Below are 23,428 nucleotides of genomic sequence, written 5' to 3'. Positions count from 1 at the left end.
GTCTCCCTATTCTTGTTGTTTTCAGCTCAGCGGCCAGTGGTGTTGACAGGCTTGGCGAACGGCCTTGGCGCTGCTCAGGTCGAGCAGTGCCTGGCTCAGTTGCCGGCATTGCGCCGCGTCCAGATGGCGAACGCGGTCCTTGATCTCTCCGATCTGTGGCGGGCTTACCGACAGCTCGGTGACGCCCAGGCCGACCAGTACCGGCGTGGCCAGCGGGTCTGAGGCCAAGGCGCCACACACGCCAACCCAACGCCCATGCTTGGCTGCGCCGATGCAGGTTTGGGCGATCAGCCGCAACAACGCCGGGTGCAGCGCGTCGACACGGGCGGCCAGGCCTGCGTGGTCGCGGTCCATGGCCAGGGTGTACTGGGACAGGTCATTGGTGCCGATGGACAAAAAGTCCGCATGCTCGGCGAGTTTTTCGGCCATCAGCGCGGCGGCGGGCACTTCGATCATCACCCCCAGTTCGGGGCGCTCGGTCAGTGCCAACTCCACGCACAACTCATCCAGGCGCTGGCGAATCTGCAGCAGTTCATCCACCTCGCTAACCATCGGCAGCAGGATGCGGCAACGCCCCAGCGGCGAGACTTGCAGCAAGGCACGCAGTTGCTGGTCGAGCAGTTCCGGGCGTACCTGGGCCATGCGAATGCCGCGCAGGCCCAGCACCGGGTTGGCTTCGACGGGCAGTGGCAGGTAGTCGAGTTGTTTGTCGCCGCCCACATCGATGGTGCGGATGATCACCGACTTGTCGCCCATGGCATCCAGCACGGCCTGGTAGGCCTGGCGTTGTTCCTGCTCATCCGGCGCGGTGCGACGGTCGACAAACAGGAATTCGGTGCGCAGCAGACCGACGCCATCGGCGCCGTTTGCAAGCGCCAATTGGGTCTCGCTGCTGGAGGCGACATTGGCGGCGATTTCGATGGTCACGCCATCGCGGGTCAGCGCCGCTTGCTGGGCTTGGGCCTGCTGCTCTTTACGACGCAGTTTTTGTGTTTCGCGAATCTGGTGGACTTCGGCATGGCGCGCTTCGCTGGGGGCCAATTCCAGGCGGCCATTGCCGGCGTCGAGCACCACCCGTTGGCCTTGGGGCACGTCGAGCACTTCATCGCCCAACGCCACCACACAGGGCAGGCCTTTGCCGCGGGCCAAGATGGCCACATGGGAGGTCGCGCCGCCTTCGGCCATGCAGATGCCTGCGGCCTGTTGCGTGCTCAGTTGCAGTAAGTCCGAGGGCGTCAGTTCGTGAGCGCTGACAATCGCACCGGCCGGCAATTCGAAGTGCCAGGCTTCACCCAGCAACGCACGCAGTACCCGTTGTTGCAGGTCGCGCAGGTCGTTGGCGCGTTCGGCGAACAGCGGCTTGCCCAACGCCAGCAGCACGGCGCATTGGGCCTGGATCGCATCGCGCCAGGCGTGGGTGGCGGCGCTGCCCAGGGCGATGGCGGCGGTGGCCGCGTCGAGCAATGCGGGGTCTTCCAGCAGGGCGAGGTGGGCGGCGAAGATCTCTTCTTCCTCGACATTCTTGCGTTGGCGAGCGTGGTCCAGGGTGCTGCGGATTTCGCCGCGCACTTGCTCAAGGGCCGCAGCCAGCTGTTGCCGTTGCTCGTCGACGTTATGTGAACCGGTGTCTTGCGGCAGCTCGATGCCCGTCAGGCGGAACAACGGCCCGCACACCAGGCCCGGTGCCGCGCACACGCCTTGCAGTACATTGGCTTCGGTATTCACGCGGCGGGGCGTGGCCACGACCGGCGCGTGATGTTCCTCGTGCACCACCACAGACAGCGCGGCGACCAGTGCCTGCAACGCGGCTTCGCAATCGGTGCCACGGCAGGTCACCCGCACCTCGTCGCCTTCGCCAATGCCCAGCCCCATCAGGCCGATCAGGCTGTCGCATGGCGCCGATTTATCACCGCTGTGCAACTGCGATTGGCTGCTGAAACCTTGCGCCGTTTTGCGCACCAGTGCGGCAGGGCGCGCATGCAAGCCGCCGCGGTGGGTGATGCGCACGCTGGCGCTGGCTTCGGCGCTGGAGTTATCCACAGCTGCCTGCACGACGGTGCCCGAACGCGGGGCCAGTTGCATCAGCGGCTCACCGGCCTTGACGCTTTTCACGGCCACAGGCGTCAGCGCAAAACGGTCGCTGTTGGTGAGGATGATCAGGCTCACCAGGCTCTTGCACTGGCGCGCAATGCGGTCCAGGTCAAACCGTACCAGTGCCTGGCCTTGGCTTACCCGTGCGCCTTCCTTCACCAGCAAGGCAAAGCCTTCGCCATTGAGTTCAACAGTGTCGATGCCGATATGCATCAACACTTCGGCACCGTTGTCGGCGCGCAGGGTCAGGGCGTGCCCGGTGCGGGCGACATGGATGATCACGCCGTCACAGGGCGCCTGCAGGCAGTCGTTCAGCGGGTCGATAGCGATACCGTCGCCCATGGCGCCGCTGGCGAACACTTCGTCGGGGACGCGGTTCAGGGCCAGCACCGGCCCACTCAAGGGGGCGCTAAGGGTCAATGGATTATTGTTGTTGGGCATGGGCACGGTACTCATCAGGAAAACGCCGCTTTAGTGCGTGCGGGTGACTTTGCTCAGGTGGCGCGGCTGGTCCGGGTCCATGCCCCGGGCTTCAGCCAGGCCTGCGGCCATCACGTAGAAACTCTGGATCGCCAGGATCGGGTCCAGGCTCGGGTGTTCGGCGCGGCTCAGGGTCAGGTCGCGTTCGGCGATGTCATCCGGCGCAGCCAGCAGCACGCGAGCACCGCGTTGGCGCATATCGGCGGCCAGGCTCAACAGGCCGGCCTGCTCGGCGCCGCGTGGGGCGAACACCAGCAGGGGGTAGTTTTCGTCGATCAGCGCCATCGGCCCGTGGCGCACTTCGGCGCTGCTGAAGGCTTCGGCCTGGATCGCCGAGGTTTCCTTGAGCTTGAGCGCGGCTTCCTGGGCGATGGCAAACCCGGCGCCACGGCCGATTACCATCAAGCGCTGGCTGTCTTTGAGGGCGTCGATGGCCGTGCGCCAATCCTGTGTGGCGGCGTCACGCAGGCCCTCGGGCAAGGCCTGGCAGGCTTGCAGCAAGTCGGCTTCCTGATTCCAGTGGCCGATCAACTGTGCACTGGCGCTGAGGGTGGCGATAAAGCTCTTGGTGGCGGCCACGCTCAGTTCCGGCCCGGCGCACAGCGGCACGTGGAATTCACAGGCGGCTTCCAGCGGCGAGTCTTCAGCGTTGACCAGTGAGATGCTCAGGGCGCCACGTTTGCGCAACAGGCGCAGGCTGTTGACCAAATCCGGGCTCTGCCCCGATTGGGAGAAACCAAACGCCACTTGGCCGCTGACTTTCATCGGCGCCTGCAACAGGGTCACCACCGACATCGGCAACGATGCCACCGGAATGCCCACATGCTGCATGGCCAGGTAGGCGAAGTAGCTGGCGGCATGGTCGGAACTGCCACGGGCGATGGTCATCGCCACTTGCGGTGGCTGGCGGCGCAGGCGGCCGGCGATTTCTTCAAGCATCGGGTCCAGGCGTTGCAGTTGGGCCGCGACGGCGTCGCAGGAGGCCAGGGCCTCTTCAAGCATTTTTGAAGTCAATGGTGTCTCCTTCGACCATTACGTCGGTGAGTGTCAGGGAGCGGTCCAGGCGCACGCAGTCGGCAAAGCTGCCGGGTTGCAGGCGGCCGCGTTCTTCCAGGCCCAGGTAGTCCGCAGGAAATTGCGACAAGCGTTGTGAGGCTTCACTGATAGGCAGGCCGATTTTCACCAGGTTGCGCAGCGCCTGATCCATGGTCAGGGTGCTGCCGGCCAGGGTGCCGTCGGCCAGGCGCACGCCGCCCAGGCATTTGGTCACGGTGTGGCTGCCCAGCTTGTACTCGCCGTCGGGCATGCCGGCGGCGGCGGTGGAGTCGGTGACGCAGTACAAACAGGGGATCGAGCGCAGCGCCACGCGCATGGCGCCGGGGTGCACATGCAGCAAGTCCGGGATCAGCTCGGCGTACTGGGCGTGGGCCAGCGCGGCGCCGACGATGCCGGGTTCGCGGTGATGCAGCGGGCTCATGGCGTTGTACAAATGGGTGAAACTGGTGGCGCCAGCGGCCAAGGCGGCAACGCCTTCTTCATAGCTGCCCAGGGTGTGGCCGATCTGCATGCGCACGCCGCGTTCGCTGAGGGCGCGGATCAGGCCGTCGTGGCCGGCGATTTCCGGGGCGATGGTGATCACCCGGATCGGCGCCAGGCGCAGGTAGGCTTCCACTTCCTGCATCAATGCGGTGTGGGCGAAGTTGGGTTGGGCGCCGAGTTTTCCCGGATTGATGTAGGGGCCTTCCAGGTGCACGCCGAGTACGCGGGCGCTGCCGGCTGGGCGCTGTTCGCAGAACGTGCCCAGCTCACCGAGCACCCGGGAGATTTCTTCCACCGGCGCCGTCATGGTGGTGGCCAGCAGCGAGGTGGTGCCAAAACGCACGTGGGTACGGGTAATGGTCTCGAAGGCACCCGCACCTTCCATGATGTCCGCGCCGCCACCGCCATGCACATGCAGGTCGATAAAGCCCGGCAGCAGGTAGGGCAGGTCGTTGTCGGCCGGGTCGCACGGCGTGCCGTCAATGGCGACCACCTTGCCGTGCTCGTGCACCAGGCGACCACGCATCCAGCCGCTGGGCGTGAGGATATTGTCTTCAGTCATGGGCAGTTCTCTAAGTTCGCAATTCGGCGGAGTAATCATGGCGGCGCAGTTCTGCGACAAAGTCGTAGTAATCGTTGCGGCAGTAGGTGTCGGTGATTTCAATCGGCGTGTTGTCGGCGGTGTAGCCCACGCGGGTCATCAGCAGCATGGCGGTGCCGGGGGCGATGCCGACCAGCGCGGCGAACTCCTCCGAGGCATTGATCGCCTGGATATGCTGCAAGGCACGCACGATGGGCTTGCCGATGCTTTCCAGGTATTCGTACAACGAATTGCCGATGGCCTGGGGGTGGGGCAACACCGAGGCCGGCATGGCGGTCATTTCAATCGCCATCACCGTGTCATCGGCTTTGCGCAGGCGCTTGAGGCGCGCCACTTTGTCGGTGGGCGACAGGCCCAGGCGGATCAGTTCTTCGTGGGTCGGCGGGGTGATGTCGCGCTCCAGCCACTGGGACGTGGGCACAAACCCCTTGAGCCGCAGCATTTCGCTGAACCCCGACAGGCGCGACAAGGGTTGTTCCAGGCGCGGCGTAATGAAAGTGCCGGAGCCTTGGCTGCGACGGATCAGGCCTTGAGCCAGCAACACTTCCAGCGCTTTACGGGCGGTGACCCGCGAGATGCTCAACTGCTCGCTGAGGGCGCGTTCCGAAGGCAGGGCCTGTTCGGATTTCCACTGGCCGGCATGGATCGCTGCTTCAAGGCTGCGGGCCAGTTGCAGGTACAGCGGCGTGGATTGCTTGTCGTCGGGGCGCAGGGCCAGGATGGGGTTCATCTGTCAGGTTTCCGATGCGTTATTGGAGTGTTGTCGCCCGGTAATGGCCGAAAACTAATACCACTTAAATACCATGTCAATGCTACCAAAACGGTGCGAATCCCGGTTTCAGGGCGCTTTAATGGGGCTTGGCATCAAGTGGTATTAGAGAGGTCTTTATGGCGCGCACAAGTGCAGGGTCCCGCGCGGTGAACTGGTATTCACCGGCAGGCGCTGCCTGGGGCAGGAATTATTTTCGAATTATTTTACCAACGGCGTGGGATTACGGCCGAATTTCGATGAGGGTGCCGTCTTTGACCAGGTTCCACACTTCGCGCATATCCACGTTGCGCATACCGATGCAGCCGTCGGTCCAGTCCAGGGTGTGAAACCACTGTTCCGGGTAGTCTTCGGTGTCGGGGGTGCCGTGGATCATGATCATGCTGCCCGGCTTCACGCCTTCGCGGCGGGCGCGGGCGGCGTCGCTGATGTTGGGGTAGGAAATGTGCATGGCCAGGTTGAAGCGGTCGCTGGTCTTGCGCCAGTCAATCCAGTAGAGGCCTTCGGGCGTGCGGCGGTCGCCTTCGATCAACTTGTGGCCCTTGGGGTTCTTGCCCAGGGAAATGCGATAGGTCTTGAACGGCTTGCCGTCGTTGATCAACTGCAACTGGTGGGCGGACTTGAGTACCAGGACTTTCTCGACCGTTTTACCGCCAAGGGTTTGCACCGTGGAGGCCGGGGACAGCGTGGCGAACGACAGGCAGATCAGAGCAAGCAACCAACGCATTGAAACGGTATCCCTTTGGCGACATTGGCCGGCTTGTTATTGGGCGGGCTTGGACAGCGGTGGCACGGACTCGCTACGTACCGGGTACGCCTGTTGGCGACGGTCAGCGAAGAAGCATTCTAAGGTACGCCCGACCGTGCGGAAAGCCAGCTCGGACCAAGGGATATCGGCTTCGTCGAACAGCCTCACTTCCAGGCTTTCCTGGCCTGCGGCGAAGTTCAGGTCGATGAGTTCGGCGCGGTAGAAGATATGCACCTGGCTGATGTGCGGCACATTGATCAGGGTGTAGATGCTCAGGTTACGCACCCGGGCGCAGGCTTCTTCCAGGGTTTCGCGCATGGCGGCCTGTTCGACGGTCTCGCCATTTTCCATAAAGCCTGCGGGCAGGGTCCAGTAACCCAGGCGTGGCTCGATGGCGCGGCGGCACAGCAGCACTTGATCGCCCCATACCGGCACGGTACCGGCGACGATATTGGGGTTCTGGTAATGAATGGTCGAGCAGTGGTCGCATACATAACGCAGGCGTGCGTCGCCTTCGGGAATGCGTTGGGTCACCGGTTTGCCGCACTGGCTGCAGAAATTCATGCTGGGGTTCCTGGACAATGGGCACATCTTGGCTCGGTGCCGGGCGTTCCTGCAAGTTGTCGTTTCGCGACAGCCCTGCGGTTTTGGGGTTGGGCGCTCGCACGCTTTGGTGCATGATGCAAGGTAGCCAACAGACCGAGATGACTCATGCTGGACGAGCTACTTCGCCGGGTAAGCAATCACACCCCCCACACCCTGGAAACCGACGGGCGTTTCCCCGAGGCGGCGGTGCTGGTGCCGATTACCCGCAGTGACGAACCCGAGCTGATCCTGACCCTGCGCGCCAGCGGCCTGTCGACCCACGGGGGCGAAGTGGCCTTTCCCGGCGGGCGCCGCGACCCCGAAGACCCGGACCTGATCTTTACCGCCTTGCGCGAAGCCGAAGAAGAAATCGGCCTGCCGCCGGGGCTGGTCGAGGTGATCGGGCCATTGAGCCCGTTGATCTCCCTGCATGGCATACGCGTGACCCCGTATGTAGGCGTGATCCCCGATTATGTCGAATACCTGGCCAACGACGCCGAGATTGCCGCCGTTTTCAGCGTGCCTTTGGACTTTTTCCGACAGGACCCACGCGAACATACTCACCGCATTGATTACCAGGGCCGCAGTTGGTATGTGCCCAGCTACCGGTTCGGCGAATACAAAATCTGGGGGCTGACGGCGATCATGATTGTCGAGCTGATCAACCTGCTCTATGACGATGCCCAGATCAGCCTGCACCAGCCGCCCAAGAGCTTCATCAATCTATAAGCCATCGCTTAAATGGCATGCCGTGAGGAAAAACCATGAAATACCGCCTGGGCGACGCCCGCGTCGAGACGCACCCCCACAGCTGGGTGGCGCCTAATGCCACTTTGGTGGGCAAGGTCAAGCTGGAGGAGGGCGCCAACGTCTGGTTTAACGCGGTGTTGCGTGGCGATAACGAGCTGATCCTGATCGGCAAGAACAGCAACGTGCAGGACGGCAGCGTGATGCACACCGACATGGGCTACCCGCTGACCCTCGGCACCGGCGTGACCATTGGCCATAACGCCATGCTGCACGGCTGCACCGTCGACGACTACAGCCTGATTGGTATCAACGCAGTGATCCTCAATGGCGCCAAGATCGGCAAGCACTGCATCATCGGCGCCAATTCGCTGATCGGTGAGGGCAAGGAAATCCCCGATGGCTCGCTGGTCATGGGCTCGCCGGGCAAAGTGGTGCGCGAGCTGACCGAGGCTCAAAAGCGCATGCTCGAAGCCAGCGCCGCGCACTATGTGCATAACGCGCAGCGTTATGCCCGTGACCTGGCCGAGCAGCAGGAATGAGCACGATTGAACGACCGGTCGCCTCGCCCTGCGTGAGCATTTGCGCGCTGGATGATGACGATATCTGCACCGGCTGCCAGCGCAATGTGGATGAGATCACGCGCTGGAGCCGCATGGACAACGCCGAGCGCCGGGTGGTGCTGGGGTTGTGCCATGAGCGGGCGGTGGCGAGTGGGATGATGTGGATGACCCCTGGGAAATCCGGCGCCTGACCGCTGCCCCCCTGTAGGAGCGAGCTTGCTCGCGAAAAACCCAAGAACACCGCGTATAGTCAGGTGCCCCGCGTCATCGTTAACGTTCTTCGCGAGCTCGCTCCTACAGGTTTTCTGCCCCATGTTTTTCCTGATCGCCTACATCAGCAGCGTCGTGCTGATCAACTTCGCCTTCTCCACCGCCCCACACCTGGACGTTATCTGGTCTGCCTGGGGCGGCCTGGTATTCATCCTGCGCGACATGGTGCAAACCCGCTTCGGCCATGGCGCAATCATCGCCATGCTGGCGGCGCTGGTGTTGTCCTATATCACCTCCGACCCGTCCATCGCCCTGGCCAGTGCCACGGCGTTTGCGGTGTCCGAGTGCATCGATTGGCTGGTGTTCAGCATCACCAAGCGCCCGCTGCATGACCGCCTGTGGATAAGTTCGGCGCTGAGCATTCCCCTCGATACCTTTATCTTTTTCGGCCTGATCGGCGCGCTAACACCGGCGGTGGCGGGCACGGCATTGGTGTCCAAATTCGCCGGGGTCACCGTGGTCTGGCTGATCATGGCCTGGCGCATCCGCCGGCGGGCCGTCGCCAACTGAGGCCAATTTTTACAGTTCATGTAAAATGCCGGCCTTTCTCCCCCATGATCCGCTCCCCTGAGGACCTGAGATGACCCGAATCGGAACTCCATTGTCGCCAACCGCGACCCGCGTTTTGCTGTGTGGCTGCGGTGAGCTGGGCAAGGAAGTGGTAATCGAACTGCAACGCCTGGGCGTTGAAGTGATTGCCGTGGATCGCTACGCCAACGCGCCGGCCATGCAGGTGGCGCACCGTAGCCATGTGATCAACATGCTCGACGGTGCCGCATTGCGTGCGGTGATCGAGGCGGAGAAGCCGCACTTCATCGTGCCGGAAATCGAAGCCATTGCCACCGCGACACTGGTTGAGCTGGAGGCCGAAGGTTTCACCGTGATCCCCACCGCCCGCGCCACGTCGCTGACCATGAACCGTGAAGGCATCCGTCGCCTGGCCGCCGAAGAGCTGGACCTGCCGACCTCGCCATATCACTTCGCCGACACCTTCGAAGACTACAGCAAGGCCGTCCAGGACCTGGGCTTCCCGTGCGTGGTCAAGCCGGTGATGAGTTCGTCGGGCAAGGGCCAGAGCCTGTTGCGCAGCGCCGACGACGTGCAGAAAGCCTGGGACTACGCCCAAGAGGGCGGGCGTGCCGGCAAGGGTCGGGTGATCATCGAAGGTTTTATCGACTTCGACTACGAAATCACCCTGCTGACCGTGCGTCACATCGGCGGTACCACTTTCTGCGCCCCGGTGGGCCATCGTCAGGAGAAGGGCGATTATCAGGAATCCTGGCAGCCGCAGGCCATGAGCCCGGTTGCCTTGGCGGAATCCGAGCGCGTTGCTAAAGCCGTCACCGAAGCCTTGGGTGGTCGTGGTCTGTTTGGTGTGGAGTTGTTTATCAAGGGCGATCAGGTGTGGTTCAGCGAAGTGTCGCCGCGCCCCCATGACACTGGCCTGGTAACCCTGATTTCCCAGGACCTGTCGCAGTTTGCCTTGCACGCTCGCGCCATCTTGGGCCTGCCGATCCCCTTGATCCGTCAGTTCGGGCCTTCGGCGTCGGCGGTGATCCTGGTGGAAGGGCAGTCCACCCAGACCGCATTCGCCAACCTTGGCGCCGCGCTGAGCGAACCGGATACGGCGTTGCGTCTGTTTGGCAAACCCGAAGTGAACGGCCAGCGCCGCATGGGCGTAGCACTGGCGCGGGATGAGTCGATTGAAGCGGCTCGGGCTAAAGCGACCCGTGCTTCCAAGGCTGTTGTTGTAGAGCTCTAAAGCGGCCCCTGTAGGAGCGAGCTTGCTCGCGAAGGTATTTCAGGCACCTTGCGGTGTCGGATGTACCTTTTTCGCGAGCAAGCTCGCTCCTACAGATTTTGACTATCAGGCAACCTTGTTCAAGTCGTTATCCCGCGTCTCTTTCAGGCACAGCACCGCAATCAAGCTCAGCAACGCTGCCGCCGACACATACCCCCCGACATAACTCAGCCCGCCCATCGCCACCAGCTTGGTCGCGAAGAACGGCGCCGCCGAGGCCCCCACGATCCCACCCAAGTTATAGGCGGCCGATGCACCGGTATAACGCACGCGGGTCGGGAACAATTCCGGCAGCAAGGCGCCCATTGGTGCGAAGGTCACGCCCATCAAAAACAGCTCCAGCGCCAGGAACAGCGCCACGGCCCAGGTCGAGCCGTGGGTCAGCAGCGGCTCCATGGTAAAGCCCGACAGAATCGCCAGGACCGCACCGACGATCAACACCGGCTTGCGCCCGTAGCGATCACTGGCCAAGGCGGCCAACGGTGTCGCCAGCCCCATGAACAGCACCGCGAAACACAGCAGGGCGAGGAAGGTTTCACGGCTGTAGCCCAAGGTGGAAACGCCGTAGCTCAACGAAAACGCCGTGGTGATATAGAACAGCGCATAGCACACCACCATCGACGCGGCGCCCAGCAGTACCGGCAGCCAATGCTGGCTGAACAGCTCCACTAATGGCACTTTCACCGGTTTTTCCTTGGCCACGGCATTGGCGAACACCGGCGTCTCATGCAGTTTCAGGCGCGCATACAGGCCCACCATCACCAGCGCGGCGCTGAGGATGAACGGAATGCGCCAGCCCCAGCTGCGGAACTGTTCGTCATTCAGGCTCATGGCCAAAATCAGAAACAAGCCGTTGGCCGCCAGGAAGCCAATCGACGGGCCCAGTTGCGGGAACATGCCGAACCAGGCGCGCTTGCCCTTGGGGGCATTCTCGGTCGCCAGCAAGGCCGCGCCGCCCCATTCCCCACCCAGGCCCAGGCCTTGGCCGAAGCGCAAAACACACAAGAGAATCGGCGCCCAGGCGCCGATACTGTCGTAGCCCGGCAGCAAGCCGATCAAGGTGGTACACACGCCCATCAATAGCAGAGAAGCCACCAGGGTGGATTTACGGCCGATACGGTCGCCGAAGTGGCCGAACAACGCCGACCCCAATGGGCGGGCGATAAAGGCGATACCGAAGGTCAGGAACGACGCCAGCATCTGCGCGGTGCCGGAGGTCTGGGGGAAGAATACCGGGCCGATCACCAGGGCGGCGGCCGTGGCGTAGATGTAGAAGTCGTAGAACTCAATGGCGGTGCCGACGATGCTTGCCGTCGCGACGCGGGCGGTCGAGTTGGCAGGTGCGGCGCTCGCGGCCTCTTGGTAGGTGGTGCTCATGACGTTATCCCTGACGGTTATTGCGCGTTTGGACGCGGATTATTATTGGTCGAACACCCATGGATCAGGGTTGTGCGCGGGGCGGCTCGGGATGGGAGCAAACACCGGTCGGACATGGTAAGGCGGTGCCAGGACACGCTGGGTGCGGGTAGCACGCGGTCGGGCAGGGCTTGGGTAAGCCGCAGGGATTATAGGAAGGGGTTTGGAGAGACAACAAGTGACTTCTGTAGGAGCGAGCTTGCTCGCGAAAACGTCAACGATAACGCGTACTTTCTGAATAAACGCGGCGCCTACAGATTTCTCGCGAGCAAGCTCGCTCCTACAGAGGGGATTGAGGCGCTTATGCAGCCACTGGCACGTGGCTGGTATGCCAGATCAGCACCTTGCTCACTCGGTTGTCTTCGGTCTCGAGGATTTCCAGCCGATAGCGCCCGACTTTCAGGCACACCGCGCAATCGGGAATGGTCTCCAACGCCTCGGTCACTAGGCCGTTGAGGGTCTTGGGGCCGTCGCTGGGCAGGTGCCAGCCCAGGCTTTTGTTCAGTTCACGGATCGAGGCGGCGCCGTCGATGATGTAGCGACCATCGGGTTGGGCTTCGATATGCGGGTTATCCACAGCCTGGTCGCTTTCGAACTCGCCGACGATCTCTTCCAGAATATCTTCAAGGGTGACAATGCCCAGCACTTCACCGTACTCGTCCACCACCATGCCCAGGCGCCGCTGCTGTTTGTGGAAGTTCAGCAGTTGCAGCTGCAACGGCGTGCTTTCCGGCACGAAGTAAGGTTCGTGGCAGGCGGCGAGCAGGGCCTCTTTGGTCAGGCTGGCGTCGGGCAGCAGGTGTTGGACCTGCCGGGTATTGAGCACCGCCTGCACCTGGTTGATGTCGCTGTGGAACACCGGCAGGCGGGTGCGCGGCGAGGTGCGCAACTGTTCGATGATGTCCTCTATCGGCTCATCCAGGTTGATACCGTCCACTTCACTGCGCGGCACCAGGATGTCATTGACCGTGATGTTGTCCAGGGCATGGATGCCGGGCAGGCCGGGCGTGCGGTCGGCGTCGGTGTCGGGCTCTGGGTCGTCGTCATGGTCGGGCAGGGGCTCGTCGCTGTTTTTGACCACGCCGGATTTGCGGGCAAACGGGCGCAATAACAGCAGGCTGATGCCATTGAGCAGCCAGGCCAGCGGGTAGAGGATTTTCAGCGGCACGCCCAGCAACGTATTGCCAAAGCCCAGCACTGCTTGGGGGTGACGGGTGGCCAGGGTGCGGGGGAGGTAGTCGGCCAGTACCAGCAGCGCTGCACAGGAAATCAGCCAGCCCAGCCAGGGCCCGTTCTCTGCCCAGGCATAGATCGCCAGCAGGGTGCAAAGAATCACCACGGCGGCGCGGCACAGGCTGTTGCACAGGATCAGGCTATGGCGCGGGAAGCTCAGGCGCGCAGCCGCCTTGTCGCCCTGGCGTGTGCCTGGGCGCAGGGCCAGCAGGTGTTGTTGTGCAGCTTCTATGGCAGTAAACAGCGCCGCCCATAAAATCAGCAGGGCAATTACGGCGAGCATCGGCCCTAAGGGCAAGTTGTCCATGATCACTGCCCGTCAGATATGCAGGATGTATTCGCGAACCAGCTTGCTGCCGAAATAGGCCAGCATCAACAGGCAGAAACCGGCCAGGGTCCAGCGGATCGCCTTGTGCCCACGCCAGCCGAGACGGTTGCGCCCCCACAGCAGCACGCTGAACACCACCCACGCCAGGCACGCCAGCAAGGTTTTATGCACCAGGTGCTGGGCAAACAGGTTTTCGACGAACAGCCAGCCGGAGATCAGCGACAGCGACAGCAGGGTCCAGCCGGCCCAAAGGAACCCGAACAGCAGGCTTTCCATGGTTTGCAGCGGCGGGAAGTTCTTGATCAGCCCGGAGGGGTGCTTGTGCTTGAGCTGGTGATCCTGCAGCAGCAGGAGCAGGGCCTGGAACACCGCGATGGTGAACATGCCGTAGGCGAGGATCGACAACAGGATGTGGGCGAGGATGCCCGGCTCCTCGTCGATCACCTGTACGGTGCCAGTGGGGGTGAACTGGGCGAGCAGCACCGTCAGCATTCCCAGGGGGAATAGCAGCACCAGCAGGTTCTCCACCGGGATCCGGTAGCAGGCCAGCAGCGTCAGCGCGATGACGGCCGCGGCGATCAGGCTGGCGGCGCTGAAAAAGTCCAGGCCCAGGCCCACCGGGGTCATCAGGTGGGTGAACAGGCTGGCGGCATGGGCCAGCAGGGCCAGCACGCCAAGGCCGACGAGCAGACGTTTGTCCGCTTTGGTGCCTTGGGCCAGACGAGTGCCCTGATAGAGGGTCGCAGCGGCATACAAAATGGCGGCGGCGAGGCTGGGTAGCAAACTGGGTGACAAGGGGAGCATAAATCCTGGTAGGCAAGCCCGAAAGGCGTTGAGTTTGGCACACACCTGCGCTGCACGAAAGACTCCCTCGCCAGACAGCGGGTGTGCATGGGCGCAGTCTTCGCTATAATCCGCGACCTGCCCACGCCGCAGGCTCGGCGAGCGCTGTTTTTAATAGCGATTGACCCCAGCCTGGGCCGCCATTACCTCGGTCTACCTGCATTTCGATGAGTAGGGCCTGAAAGGATCGCGCATGTTTGAAAACTTGACTGACCGTCTCTCGCAGACGCTGCGCCACGTTACCGGCAAGGCCAAGCTGACCGAGGACAATATTAAAGACACCCTGCGTGAAGTGCGCATGGCGTTGCTGGAAGCCGACGTGGCTTTGCCGGTGGTGAAGGACTTCGTCAACTCGGTCAAGGAACGTGCGGTCGGCACCGAAGTGTCCCGCAGCCTGACTCCGGGCCAGGCCTTCGTGAAGATCGTCCAGGCCGAACTCGAAAGCCTGATGGGCGCGGCCAACGAAGACCTGAACCTCAGCGCCGTGCCGCCAGCTGTCGTGTTGATGGCCGGCCTGCAAGGTGCGGGTAAAACCACCACCGCCGGCAAACTGGCGCGCTTCCTCAAAGAGCGCAAGAAGAAATCCGTGATGGTGGTATCGGCCGACGTGTACCGTCCGGCGGCCATCAAGCAGTTGGAAATGCTCGCGGGCGAAGTGGGCGTGACCTTCTTCCCGTCCGACCTGAGCCAGAAGCCGGTCGACATCGCCAACGCGGCTATTAAAGAAGCCAAGCTCAAGTTCATCGACGTGGTCATCGTCGATACCGCCGGTCGCCTGCACATCGACGAAGAGATGATGGACGAGATCAAGGCGCTGCATGCCGCGATCAACCCGGTCGAGACCCTGTTCGTGGTCGACGCGATGACCGGCCAGGATGCGGCCAACACCGCCAAGGCTTTTGGTGATGCACTGCCGCTGACCGGCGTGATCCTCACCAAGGTCGACGGCGACGCCCGTGGCGGTGCCGCGCTGTCGGTACGTGCCATCACTGGCAAGCCAATCAAGTTCATCGGTATGGGCGAGAAGAGCGAAGCGCTCGAGCCGTTCCACCCTGAGCGTATCGCCTCGCGCATCCTCGGCATGGGTGACGTACTCAGCCTGATCGAGCAGGCCGAAGCCACGCTCGACAAGGACAAGGCCGACAAACTGGCCAAGAAGCTGAAGAAGGGCAAGGGCTTCGACCTCGAAGACTTCCGCGACCAGCTGCAACAGATGAAGAACATGGGCGGCCTCGGCGGCCTGATGGACAAGCTGCCTAACATCGGCGGTGTGAACCTGGCGCAAATGGGCAACGCCCAGGGCGCGGCAGAGAAACAGTTCAAGCAGATGGAAGCCATCATCAACTCTATGACCCCGGCCGAGCGCCGCGACCCTGAGCTGATCAGCGGTTCGCGCAAGCGCCGGATCGCCATGGGTTCCGGCACCCAGGTGCAGGACATCGGTCGCTTGATCAAGCAGCACAAGCAGATGCAGAAGATGATGAAGAAATTCTCCGCCAAGGGCGGTATGGCCAAGATGATGCGCGGCATGGGCGGTATGTTGCCCGGCGGCGGCATGCCTAAAATGTAAAGTATTCGAGCGCAAGCCTTGCTTGCGCTCCGCCCCACAAGGATGTGGGATTTCCAGCAAACCCGCCGTTGGCGGGCGCTGACTCGCCGTTTTAACCGACGGCTCTATAGCAGATCTGAATGGCACGCTGATAGGCGCCAGAAAAAGACATTTGCAAAAGTCCGGATATTCCTTAGAATATGCGGCCTTTCGGGCACCTATGCCCGCTGTGCATTTAGATTTGCAGCACCGACTACAGGAACGATGTTCACATGCTAACAATCCGTCTTGCCCTTGGCGGCTCCAAAAAGCGCCCGTTTTACCACTTGACCGTAACCGACAGCCGCAACCCGCGTGACGGTTCGCACAAGGAACAGGTTGGTTTCTTCAACCCTGTTGCTCGTGGTCAAGAAGTTCGTCTGTCCGTGAACCAAGAGCGCGTAGCCTACTGGCTGAGCGTTGGCGCACAGCCATCCGAGCGCGTTGCAAAACTGTTGAAGGACTCGGCTAAGGCCGCAGCCTGAGCAATATGAACGCGACGCCAGCTGTTGCTGATGATTTGATCGTTATCGGCAAGATTTACTCTGTTCATGGCGTTCGCGGCGAAGTGAAGGTGTATTCCTTTACTGATCCGACTGAAAACCTGTTGCAGTACAAGACCTGGACGCTCAAGCGCGAAGGGAGTGTGAAACAGGTAGAGCTGGTCAGTGGACGCGGGAGCGACAAGTTCCTGGTCGCAAAGCTCAAGGGTCTTGATGACCGTGAAGAAGCTCGTCTTCTGGCCGGTTATGAGATCTGCGTGCCGCGCAACCTGTTCCCTGAATTGACCGACGGCGAGTACTACTGGTACCAGCTGGAAGGTCTGAAGGTTATTGATCAACTCGGGCAATTGCTGGGGAAAATCGATCATCTTCTGGAAACCGGCGCCAATGATGTAATGGTGGTCAAGCCTTGCGCTGGCAGCCTGGATGACCGTGAACGCCTGTTGCCCTATACCGAGCAATGCGTGTTGGCCGTCGACCTAGCCGCGGGCGAGATGAAGGTGGAATGGGACGCGGACTTCTAAGCGTGGCTAATTTGCGCATTGAAGTGATCAGTTTGTTTCCCGAGATGTTTTCCGCCATCAGCGAGTACGGCATCACCAGTCGGGCGGTGAAACAGGGGCTGTTGCAGCTCACCTGTTGGAACCCGCGAGACTACACGACGGATCGACATCACACTGTGGACGATCGCCCATTTGGCGGTGGCCCGGGCATGGTGATGAAGATCAAGCCCCTGGAAGACGCGTTGGTTCAGGCCAAGGCAGCTGCCGGGGAGAAGGCGAAGGTAATTTACCTGTCCCCTCAAGGCCGTCAGCTGAAACAGGCGGCGGTACGCGAACTGGCGAATGAGGAAAGTTTGATCCTGATTGCCGGTCGCTATGAAGGCATTGACGAGCGTTTTATTGAAGCTCATGTCGATGAAGAGTGGTCGATTGGGGACTATGTCCTGTCTGGCGGCGAGCTGCCGGCGATGGTCCTGATAGATGCGGTTACACGACTGCTGCCCGGAGCTTTAGGGCATGCGGACTCCGCGGAGGAAGATTCCTTCACGGATGGTTTGCTGGATTGCCCGCACTACACCCGTCCGGAGGTGTATGTGGATCAGCGTGTTCCCGACGTATTGCTAAGTGGCAATCACGCACACATCCGGCGTTGGCGTTTACAGCAGTCCCTTGGTCGGACCTATGAACGACGCGCCGATCTTCTGGAAAGCCGCTCGCTTTCTGGAGAAGAGAAGAAGCTGCTCGAGGAATACATCCTCGCGCGGGACGATAGTTAACAACGTATCGATGGTAGGTCCATTGACTTACCTTAGGAGCACAGCATGACTAACAAAATCATCCTTGCACTCGAAGCAGAGCAGATGACCAAAGAGATCCCTACCTTTGCCCCGGGCGACACCATTGTCGTTCAGGTGAAAGTGAAGGAAGGCGACCGTTCGCGTCTGCAAGCGTTCGAAGGCGTGGTAATCGCCAAGCGTAACCGTGGTGTGAACAGTGCTTTCACTGTTCGTAAAATCTCCAACGGTGTTGGCGTAGAGCGTACTTTCCAGACCTACAGCCCGCAAATCGACAGCATGGCCGTTAAGCGTCGCGGTGACGTACGTAAAGCCAAGCTGTACTACCTGCGTGACCTGTCCGGTAAAGCAGCTCGCATCAAGGAAAAACTGGCTTAAGTCCAGCTTCCCGATGCAGAAAAAAGCAGCCTACGGGCTGCTTTTTTGTGCCTGAAATTTGCCTATCTACCGGTATTGATCCATGACCACCCGCCTCGAAGAAATCCAGCGTCGCACCGACCTGTCCGTCACCCACGTGACCAAGGCCGTGTTCCCGCCCACCACCAACCACCACAACACCCTGTTCGGCGGCACCGCCTTGGCATGGATGGACGAAGTGTCGTTCATCACCGCCACGCGTTTCTGCCGCTTGCCTTTGGTGACGGTCTCCACCGACCGTATCGACTTCAACCACGCGATCCCGGCCGGCTCTATCGTTGAGCTGATCGGTCGGGTGATCAAGGTCGGCAACACCAGCCTCAAGGTCGAGGTGGAGGTGTTCGTTGAGAGCATGAGCGCTGATGGCCGTGAAAAGGCGATCCAGGGCGTGTTCAGCTTCGTCGCGATTGACGCAGATAAACGCCCTGTCCCGGTACTGCCTGGCCTTGTTGACTGATTACTCGGCGGTGCTGGCCTGCGGTTGAATCACCGCCAGCAAGGTCCAGCCCGCTACAGGCTTCAAGTTACTCTCGGGCGAGACCACGTGCACCCAGCCGCTGGTGTCCCGGGCAAACAGCAAGGTAGCCCGCTCGCCGTGCAACGCCTGGTACTGCTCCCAGCCAAAGCCGTCGGTGAGGTTGGTGCTATACAGTTCGGCGCCCTGGCCCAACAGGCTGGCCAGTTTGGTGTAGCTCAAAGGTTGGCTGCCCAGCAAATGGCCACGGTGTTCATGGCTGGCCTTGTGCTTGTCGGTGCGACGGTTTTCCTGGCTGCTGGCCAGGGCGAACAGGCGATGGCCGAAGTCATGGCGAAAACGCATGGTGGCCAAGGCATTCAGTTCGCCAGAAGGCGAGAGCGCCAGCAGATGCCCCAGGCCGACCAGGTCCAGATGGGACTCGGCATGCTGGGAAGCCGGGTTACCGAAGTAGGTAGGCAAGCCTTCCATACGACTGGCGCGGATGTTTTCCCAGCTGGAATCCGTCAGTAACACGCGGCTGCCCAATTGCTGCAACGCTTTACCGAGTGCCCGTGCCGGGCCGTTCGCACCCACGATCAGGAAGCCGCTGGGCGCCGGCTCGGCGACTTTCAGCAGGCGGGCCAAGGGGCGTGCCGTGGCGCTTTGCAGCACCACGGTGCCGATGATCACCGCGAAGGTTAGCGGAACGAGCAACAACGCGCCTTCGTGGCCAGCCTCATCCAGACGGATCGCAAAGATCGCTGACACCGCCGCCGCCACAATACCCCGTGGGGCGATCCAGGCCAGCAGTGCGCGCTCGCGCCAGTTCAACCCCGAGCCAAAGGTCGAAAGCGCCACGTTCAACGGGCGTGCAATGAATTGGATGATCAACAGCAGGATCAACACGAACGGGCCCAGGGCGATCATGGCGTTCAGGTCCAGGCGTGCCGCCAGCAGGATAAACAGCCCGGAAATCAGCAACACACTGAGGTTTTCCTTGAAGTGCAGGATGTGCCGTACATCCACGCCCTTCATATTCGCCATCCACATGCCCATCAGCGTGACCGCCAGCAGGCCGGACTCATGCATCACTTGGTTGGAGGCAATGAAGATGCCCAGCACGCCCGCAAGTGTCGCCAGGTTATGCAGGTATTCCGGCAACCACTGGCGGCGCATGATCTGCCCCAGTACCCAGCCACCGGCGATGCCGAACAGGCTGCCGCAAAGGATAACGCCGCCGAAGGTCAGCAGGCTGTGGCTCAAACCGTCGCCCGATGCACTGGCGATGATAAAGCTATACACCACTACCGCCAGCAGTGCGCCAATCGGGTCGATGACGATGCCTTCCCAGCGCAGGATGTTGGCGATGGAGGCTTTGGGGCGCACCACACGCAACATGGGCACGATCACGGTTGGGCCGGTGACCAGGGTCAGGGTGCCGAACAGCAGCGCCAGCATCCAGTCAAAACCCAGCAGCCAGTGGGTGGCCAGGGTGATCACCGCCCAGGTCGAGAGTGCGCCGACGGTGACCAGCCGATGGACGACGCTGCCGATTTCCTTCCATTCCGACAGGTGCAGGGTCAGGCTGCCTTCAAACAGAATCAGCGCCACCGCCAACGACACCAACGGCATCAACAGTGGGCCGAACATTTCCTGCGGGTCGAGCCATCCGAGTATCGGCCCTGCCAGAATCCCGCTCAGCAGAAGAAACAGAATCGCTGGCAGTTTCAGGCGCCAGGCCAGCCACTGGCAGCCGAGTGCGGCCACGCCAATACCGCCAAAAGCCAACAAAATCTGTTGTTCGTTCATTAAAGCTTCCTGTTCCTAGAAGTAGCGGGCTATGAAAGACTAATGGCTCTTGCCACAGTTCACTAAATAATTCGCGTATTGCCTTGTGCTGCGTTGCTTGAGTGCCCATGCCTGCCATTGACCATCCCCTGATCGACCGCTTCCTCGACGCCCTCTGGTTAGAAAAAGGCCTGTCGGACAACACACGCCAGGCGTACCGCAGCGACCTGGCGCTGTTCAACGGCTGGCTGCAGGAGAAAAACCTTGAGCTGATCAATGCCGGGCGCGAGCTGATCCTCGATCACCTGGCCTGGCGCCTGGAGCAGAACTACAAACCGCGCTCCACCGCGCGATTTCTCTCCGGTGTACGTGGCTTTTATCGCTACCTGCTGCGGGAAAAACTCATCGCCGTCGACCCGACCCTGCAAATCGACATGCCGCAACTCGGCAGGCCGTTGCCCAAGTCCTTGTCGGAAGCCGACGTCGATGCCTTGCTCGCGGCCCCGGACCTGAGCGAGGCCATCGGCCAGCGCGACCGCGCCATGCTTGAGGTGCTGTATGCCTGCGGCCTGCGCGTCACCGAACTGATCAGCCTGACGCTCGAGCAGGTCAACCTGCGCCAGGGCGTGTTGCGCGTGATGGGCAAGGGCAGCAAGGAGCGGCTGGTGCCCATGGGCGAGGAGGCGATTGTGTGGGTCGAGCGCTACATGCGCGATGCGCGCCACGAACTGCTCGGTGGGCGCCCCAGCGACGTGCTGTTCCCCAGCCTGCGCGGCGAGCAGATGACCCGCCAGACCTTCTGGCACCGCATCAAGCACCAGGCCAAAGTGGCCGGGATCGGCAAGGCGCTGTCACCCCACACCCTGCGCCATGCGTTCGCCACCCACTTGCTCAACCACGGTGCGGATTTGCGCGTGGTGCAAATGCTGCTTGGGCACAGCGACTTATCCACAACCCAGATCTACACCCATGTGGCGCGCGCACGTTTGCAGGACATGCACGCCAAGCACCACCCACGCGGATAAAACCGTCAGAAATGGCCCATTTTACCTGTCGCGGGCTGCCCTCCCGCCCAACTGTGGTAGGCTTTGCCGGTTCGCAAAGGGGACGGCATCCATTGTGGTCCAGATCAGTATTCTGCTCCCGTCCCTGCCTCTGCCTTCAGGAGTTCCCATGCGCTTGACCCAGATTATTGCCGCCGCAGCCATTGCGTTGGTTTCCACCTTTGCGCTCGCCGATGATGCGGCCGAGCAGACCATCCGCAAGAGCCTGGCCAACCTGGCGCTCGACACGCCTATCGAAAGCATCAGCGCCAGCCCCATGGCCGGCCTGTACGAAGTCAAGCTCAAGGGCAGCCGCGTGCTGTACGCCAGTGCCGATGGCCAGTACATCGTCCAGGGCTACCTGTTCCAGCTCAAGGACGGCAAGCCGGTCAACCTGACCGAGAAGGCCGAGCGCCTGGGCGTGTCCAAGCTGATCAACGGCATTCCGGTGGCTGAAACCGTGGTTTACCCCGCCATTGGCGAAACCAAGACCCACATCACCGTGTTCACCGACACCACGTGCCCGTACTGCCACAAGCTGCACGCTGAAATCCCGGCGCTGAACAAGCTGGGCGTGGAGGTGCGCTACGTTGCCTTCCCGCGCCAGGGCCTGGGTTCGCCGGGTGACGAGCAGTTGCAGGCGGTGTGGTGCTCGGCCGACAAGAAAGCGGCCATGGACAAGATGGTCGATGGCAAGGAAATCAAGTCGGCCAAATGCGCCAACCCGGTTTCCAAGCAGTTCGCCCTGGGCCAGTCCATTGGTGTGAACGGTACACCGGCCATCGTTTTGGCCGACGGCCAGGTGATTCCGGGCTACCAGCCGGCGCCGCAAGTTGCCAAACTGGCACTGGGTGCCAAGTAAGCATTTATCGTTGAGCCTTTGACGATCATGGCCCGCCGAACCGTCGGTGGGTCATTAATTGAGAGCCGCAGTTGTGCGGCTGTTTTCACGGCCGACCTCGCGTCGGCCGTTTCATGGGGAGTTCTTCAGTGAAACCGGTCAAAGTAGGCATCTGTGGGTTAGGGACCGTCGGTGGCGGTACCTTCAACGTACTTCAGCGTAACGCTGAAGAAATTTCCCGCCGCGCAGGTCGCGGGATTGAAGTGGCGCAGATTGCCACGCGTTCGCCAAAGCCTCAGTTCGAAACGACCGGTATTGCGATTACCAACGATGTGTTCGCGGTGGCCACCAACCCTGAGATCGATATCGTTATCGAGCTGGTGGGCGGCTACACCGTGGCCCGCGAGCTGGTGCTCAAGGCCATCGAGAACGGTAAGCACGTGGTCACCGCCAACAAGGCGCTGATCGCCGTGCACGGCAACGAGATCTTCGCCAAGGCCCGCGAGAAGGGCGTTATCGTGGCGTTCGAAGCCGCGGTGGCCGGTGGTATCCCGGTGATCAAGGCGATCCGTGAAGGCCTGTCCGCCAACCGCATCAACTGGGTGGCCGGCATCATCAACGGCACCGGTAACTTCATCCTCACCGAAATGCGCGAGAAGGGCCGTACCTTCGAAGACGTGCTGGCCGAAGCCCAGGCCCTGGGTTACGCCGAAGCCGACCCGACCTTCGACGTGGAAGGCATCGACGCGGCCCACAAGCTGACCATCCTGGCGTCCATCGCCTTTGGTATCCCGCTGCAATTTGACAAGGCCTACACCGAAGGCATCACCAAGCTGACCACCGCCGACGTCAACTACGCCGAAGCCCTGGGCTACCGCATCAAGCACCTGGGCGTGGCGCGCAGCACTGCGGCGGGCATCGAGTTGCGTGTGCACCCGACGCTGATCCCGGCCGACCGCCTGATCGCCAACGTCAACGGCGTGATGAACGCGGTGATGGTCAACGGCGACGCCGCCGGTTCCACCTTGTTCTACGGCGCCGGTGCCGGCATGGAGCCGACCGCTTCGTCGGTGATCGCCGACCTGGTGGACGTGGTTCGCGCCATGACCAGCGACCCGGAAAACCGCGTGCCGCACCTGGCCTTCCAGCCGGACTCGCTGTCGGCCCACCCGATCCTGCCGATCGAAGCCTGCGAAAGTGCCTACTACCTGCGCATCCAGGCCCAGGACCATCCAGGCGTGTTGGCCCAGGTGGCCAGCATCCTGTCGGAGCGCGGTATCAACATCGAGTCGATCATGCAGAAGGAAGTCGAGGAGCAAAACGGCCAGGTGCCGATGATCCTGCTGACCCACCGCGTGCTCGAACAGCACATCAACGATGCCATCCATGCCCTGGAAGCCTTGCAAGGCGTAGTGGGCCCGGTGGTGCGGATTCGCGTTGAACACTTGAACTAACCGATTTGTTCCAGGGGCCCCGTCCA

Annotated in this window: 24 protein-coding genes; 14 read left to right on the top strand and 10 right to left on the bottom strand. The window is 61.8% G+C overall.

The window, feature by feature from the left end:
* Positions 1–21: 21 nt before the first annotated feature.
* From ptsP to HU731_RS10345, 6 genes are all read right to left on the bottom strand, one after another.
* Positions 22–2,532 carry a phosphoenolpyruvate--protein phosphotransferase gene (gene ptsP, locus HU731_RS10370; protein WP_186607872.1) on the bottom strand — a complete coding sequence of 837 codons (2,511 nt, stop codon included), beginning with the start codon at positions 2,530–2,532 and terminating at the stop codon, positions 22–24.
* 30 nt (positions 2,533–2,562) lie between these two features.
* Positions 2,563–3,585 carry an SIS domain-containing protein gene (locus tag HU731_RS10365; protein ID WP_152641132.1) on the bottom strand — a complete coding sequence of 341 codons (1,023 nt, stop codon included), beginning with the start codon at positions 3,583–3,585 and terminating at the stop codon, positions 2,563–2,565.
* On the bottom strand, positions 3,566–4,672 hold the full coding sequence (gene nagA / locus HU731_RS10360) for an N-acetylglucosamine-6-phosphate deacetylase (RefSeq protein ID WP_044272409.1): 1,107 nt from the start codon (positions 4,670–4,672) through the stop codon (positions 3,566–3,568). Before nagA ends, HU731_RS10365 begins: the two co-directional genes overlap by 20 nt.
* 10 nt (positions 4,673–4,682) lie before the next feature.
* Positions 4,683–5,441 carry a GntR family transcriptional regulator gene (locus HU731_RS10355; protein ID WP_186607864.1) on the bottom strand — a complete coding sequence of 253 codons (759 nt, stop codon included), beginning with the start codon at positions 5,439–5,441 and terminating at the stop codon, positions 4,683–4,685.
* A 262-nt stretch (positions 5,442–5,703) separates the two neighbouring features.
* Complete coding sequence (locus HU731_RS10350; RefSeq protein ID WP_014719790.1) at positions 5,704–6,207, bottom strand: L,D-transpeptidase family protein; 504 nt, start codon at positions 6,205–6,207, stop codon at positions 5,704–5,706.
* A gap of 36 nt (positions 6,208–6,243) precedes the next feature.
* Positions 6,244–6,792, bottom strand: a complete 549-nt coding sequence (locus HU731_RS10345) for an NUDIX hydrolase (protein ID WP_044272407.1) — start codon at positions 6,790–6,792, stop codon at positions 6,244–6,246.
* A 147-nt stretch (positions 6,793–6,939) separates the two neighbouring features.
* On the opposite strand from HU731_RS10345, the gene HU731_RS10340 reads away from it, so the two are divergent.
* From HU731_RS10340 to purT, 5 genes are all read left to right on the top strand, one after another.
* The gene (locus tag HU731_RS10340) at positions 6,940–7,542 is read left to right on the top strand and encodes a CoA pyrophosphatase (RefSeq protein WP_098950462.1); all 603 of its coding nucleotides are present in this window, start codon (positions 6,940–6,942) and stop codon (positions 7,540–7,542) included.
* A 35-nt stretch (positions 7,543–7,577) separates the two neighbouring features.
* On the top strand, positions 7,578–8,102 hold the full coding sequence (locus tag HU731_RS10335; RefSeq protein WP_044272404.1) for a gamma carbonic anhydrase family protein: 525 nt from the start codon (positions 7,578–7,580) through the stop codon (positions 8,100–8,102).
* Positions 8,099–8,314 carry a DUF1289 domain-containing protein gene (locus HU731_RS10330; protein WP_003193973.1) on the top strand — a complete coding sequence of 72 codons (216 nt, stop codon included), beginning with the start codon at positions 8,099–8,101 and terminating at the stop codon, positions 8,312–8,314. The genes HU731_RS10335 and HU731_RS10330 overlap by 4 nt, the downstream gene beginning before the upstream one ends.
* Positions 8,315–8,435: 121 nt before the next feature.
* Positions 8,436–8,903 carry a preQ0 transporter gene (locus tag HU731_RS10325; protein ID WP_003193971.1) on the top strand — a complete coding sequence of 156 codons (468 nt, stop codon included), beginning with the start codon at positions 8,436–8,438 and terminating at the stop codon, positions 8,901–8,903.
* Between the two features lie 70 nt (positions 8,904–8,973).
* Entirely contained in the window at positions 8,974–10,155 is a 1,182-nt protein-coding gene (gene purT, locus HU731_RS10320) for a formate-dependent phosphoribosylglycinamide formyltransferase (protein WP_016971940.1), read from the top strand.
* 105 nt (positions 10,156–10,260) lie between these two features.
* On the opposite strand, the gene HU731_RS10315 is transcribed toward purT, so the two are convergent.
* The 3 genes from HU731_RS10315 to HU731_RS10305 form a co-directional block, all read right to left on the bottom strand.
* Positions 10,261–11,571 carry an MFS transporter gene (locus tag HU731_RS10315; RefSeq protein WP_078466367.1) on the bottom strand — a complete coding sequence of 437 codons (1,311 nt, stop codon included), beginning with the start codon at positions 11,569–11,571 and terminating at the stop codon, positions 10,261–10,263.
* Between the two features lie 340 nt (positions 11,572–11,911).
* On the bottom strand, positions 11,912–13,150 hold the full coding sequence (locus HU731_RS10310) for a transporter associated domain-containing protein (RefSeq protein ID WP_186607865.1): 1,239 nt from the start codon (positions 13,148–13,150) through the stop codon (positions 11,912–11,914).
* 12 nt (positions 13,151–13,162) lie between these two features.
* Positions 13,163–13,975 carry a cytochrome C assembly family protein gene (locus tag HU731_RS10305; RefSeq protein ID WP_034115853.1) on the bottom strand — a complete coding sequence of 271 codons (813 nt, stop codon included), beginning with the start codon at positions 13,973–13,975 and terminating at the stop codon, positions 13,163–13,165.
* A gap of 232 nt (positions 13,976–14,207) precedes the next feature.
* Here HU731_RS10305 and ffh point away from each other — a divergent pair, with 232 nt between their 5' ends.
* The 6 genes from ffh (at position 14,208) to HU731_RS10275 (ending at position 18,276) form a co-directional block, all read left to right on the top strand.
* On the top strand, positions 14,208–15,584 hold the full coding sequence (gene ffh / locus HU731_RS10300; protein WP_186607866.1) for a signal recognition particle protein: 1,377 nt from the start codon (positions 14,208–14,210) through the stop codon (positions 15,582–15,584).
* 251 nt (positions 15,585–15,835) lie between these two features.
* A complete protein-coding gene (gene rpsP, locus HU731_RS10295; protein WP_003175899.1) occupies positions 15,836–16,087 on the top strand; it encodes a 30S ribosomal protein S16 in 252 nt (83 codons plus the stop codon).
* Between the two features lie 5 nt (positions 16,088–16,092).
* The gene (rimM, locus tag HU731_RS10290; RefSeq protein WP_003175898.1) at positions 16,093–16,629 is read left to right on the top strand and encodes a ribosome maturation factor RimM; all 537 of its coding nucleotides are present in this window, start codon (positions 16,093–16,095) and stop codon (positions 16,627–16,629) included.
* Complete coding sequence (gene trmD / locus HU731_RS10285; protein ID WP_153475158.1) at positions 16,611–17,384, top strand: tRNA (guanosine(37)-N1)-methyltransferase TrmD; 774 nt, start codon at positions 16,611–16,613, stop codon at positions 17,382–17,384. Before rimM ends, trmD begins: the two co-directional genes overlap by 19 nt.
* A 45-nt stretch (positions 17,385–17,429) precedes the next feature.
* Positions 17,430–17,780, top strand: coding sequence for a 50S ribosomal protein L19 (gene rplS / locus HU731_RS10280; protein WP_003175895.1), 351 nt, complete (start codon positions 17,430–17,432; stop codon positions 17,778–17,780).
* 82 nt (positions 17,781–17,862) lie between these two features.
* Complete coding sequence (locus tag HU731_RS10275; protein WP_186607867.1) at positions 17,863–18,276, top strand: acyl-CoA thioesterase; 414 nt, start codon at positions 17,863–17,865, stop codon at positions 18,274–18,276.
* On the opposite strand, the gene HU731_RS10270 is transcribed toward HU731_RS10275, so the two are convergent.
* Complete coding sequence (locus HU731_RS10270; protein WP_020301361.1) at positions 18,277–20,085, bottom strand: cation:proton antiporter; 1,809 nt, start codon at positions 20,083–20,085, stop codon at positions 18,277–18,279.
* A gap of 107 nt (positions 20,086–20,192) precedes the next feature.
* On the opposite strand from HU731_RS10270, the gene xerD reads away from it, so the two are divergent.
* The 3 genes from xerD (at position 20,193) to HU731_RS10255 (ending at position 23,402) form a co-directional block, all read left to right on the top strand.
* A complete protein-coding gene (xerD, locus tag HU731_RS10265; protein WP_003193961.1) occupies positions 20,193–21,089 on the top strand; it encodes a site-specific tyrosine recombinase XerD in 897 nt (298 codons plus the stop codon).
* A gap of 148 nt (positions 21,090–21,237) precedes the next feature.
* A complete protein-coding gene (locus HU731_RS10260; RefSeq protein ID WP_003193960.1) occupies positions 21,238–21,969 on the top strand; it encodes a thioredoxin fold domain-containing protein in 732 nt (243 codons plus the stop codon).
* 128 nt (positions 21,970–22,097) lie between these two features.
* A complete protein-coding gene (locus HU731_RS10255; RefSeq protein ID WP_032895431.1) occupies positions 22,098–23,402 on the top strand; it encodes a homoserine dehydrogenase in 1,305 nt (434 codons plus the stop codon).
* Positions 23,403–23,428: the final 26 nt, after the last annotated feature.

This window comes from Pseudomonas salmasensis, from assembly GCF_014268375.2.
Classification (GTDB): Bacteria; Pseudomonadota; Gammaproteobacteria; order Pseudomonadales; family Pseudomonadaceae; genus Aquipseudomonas; species Aquipseudomonas salmasensis.
The sequence above is the reverse complement of the archived record's forward strand: the minus strand, read 5'-3'. Positions and strand labels throughout refer to the sequence as shown.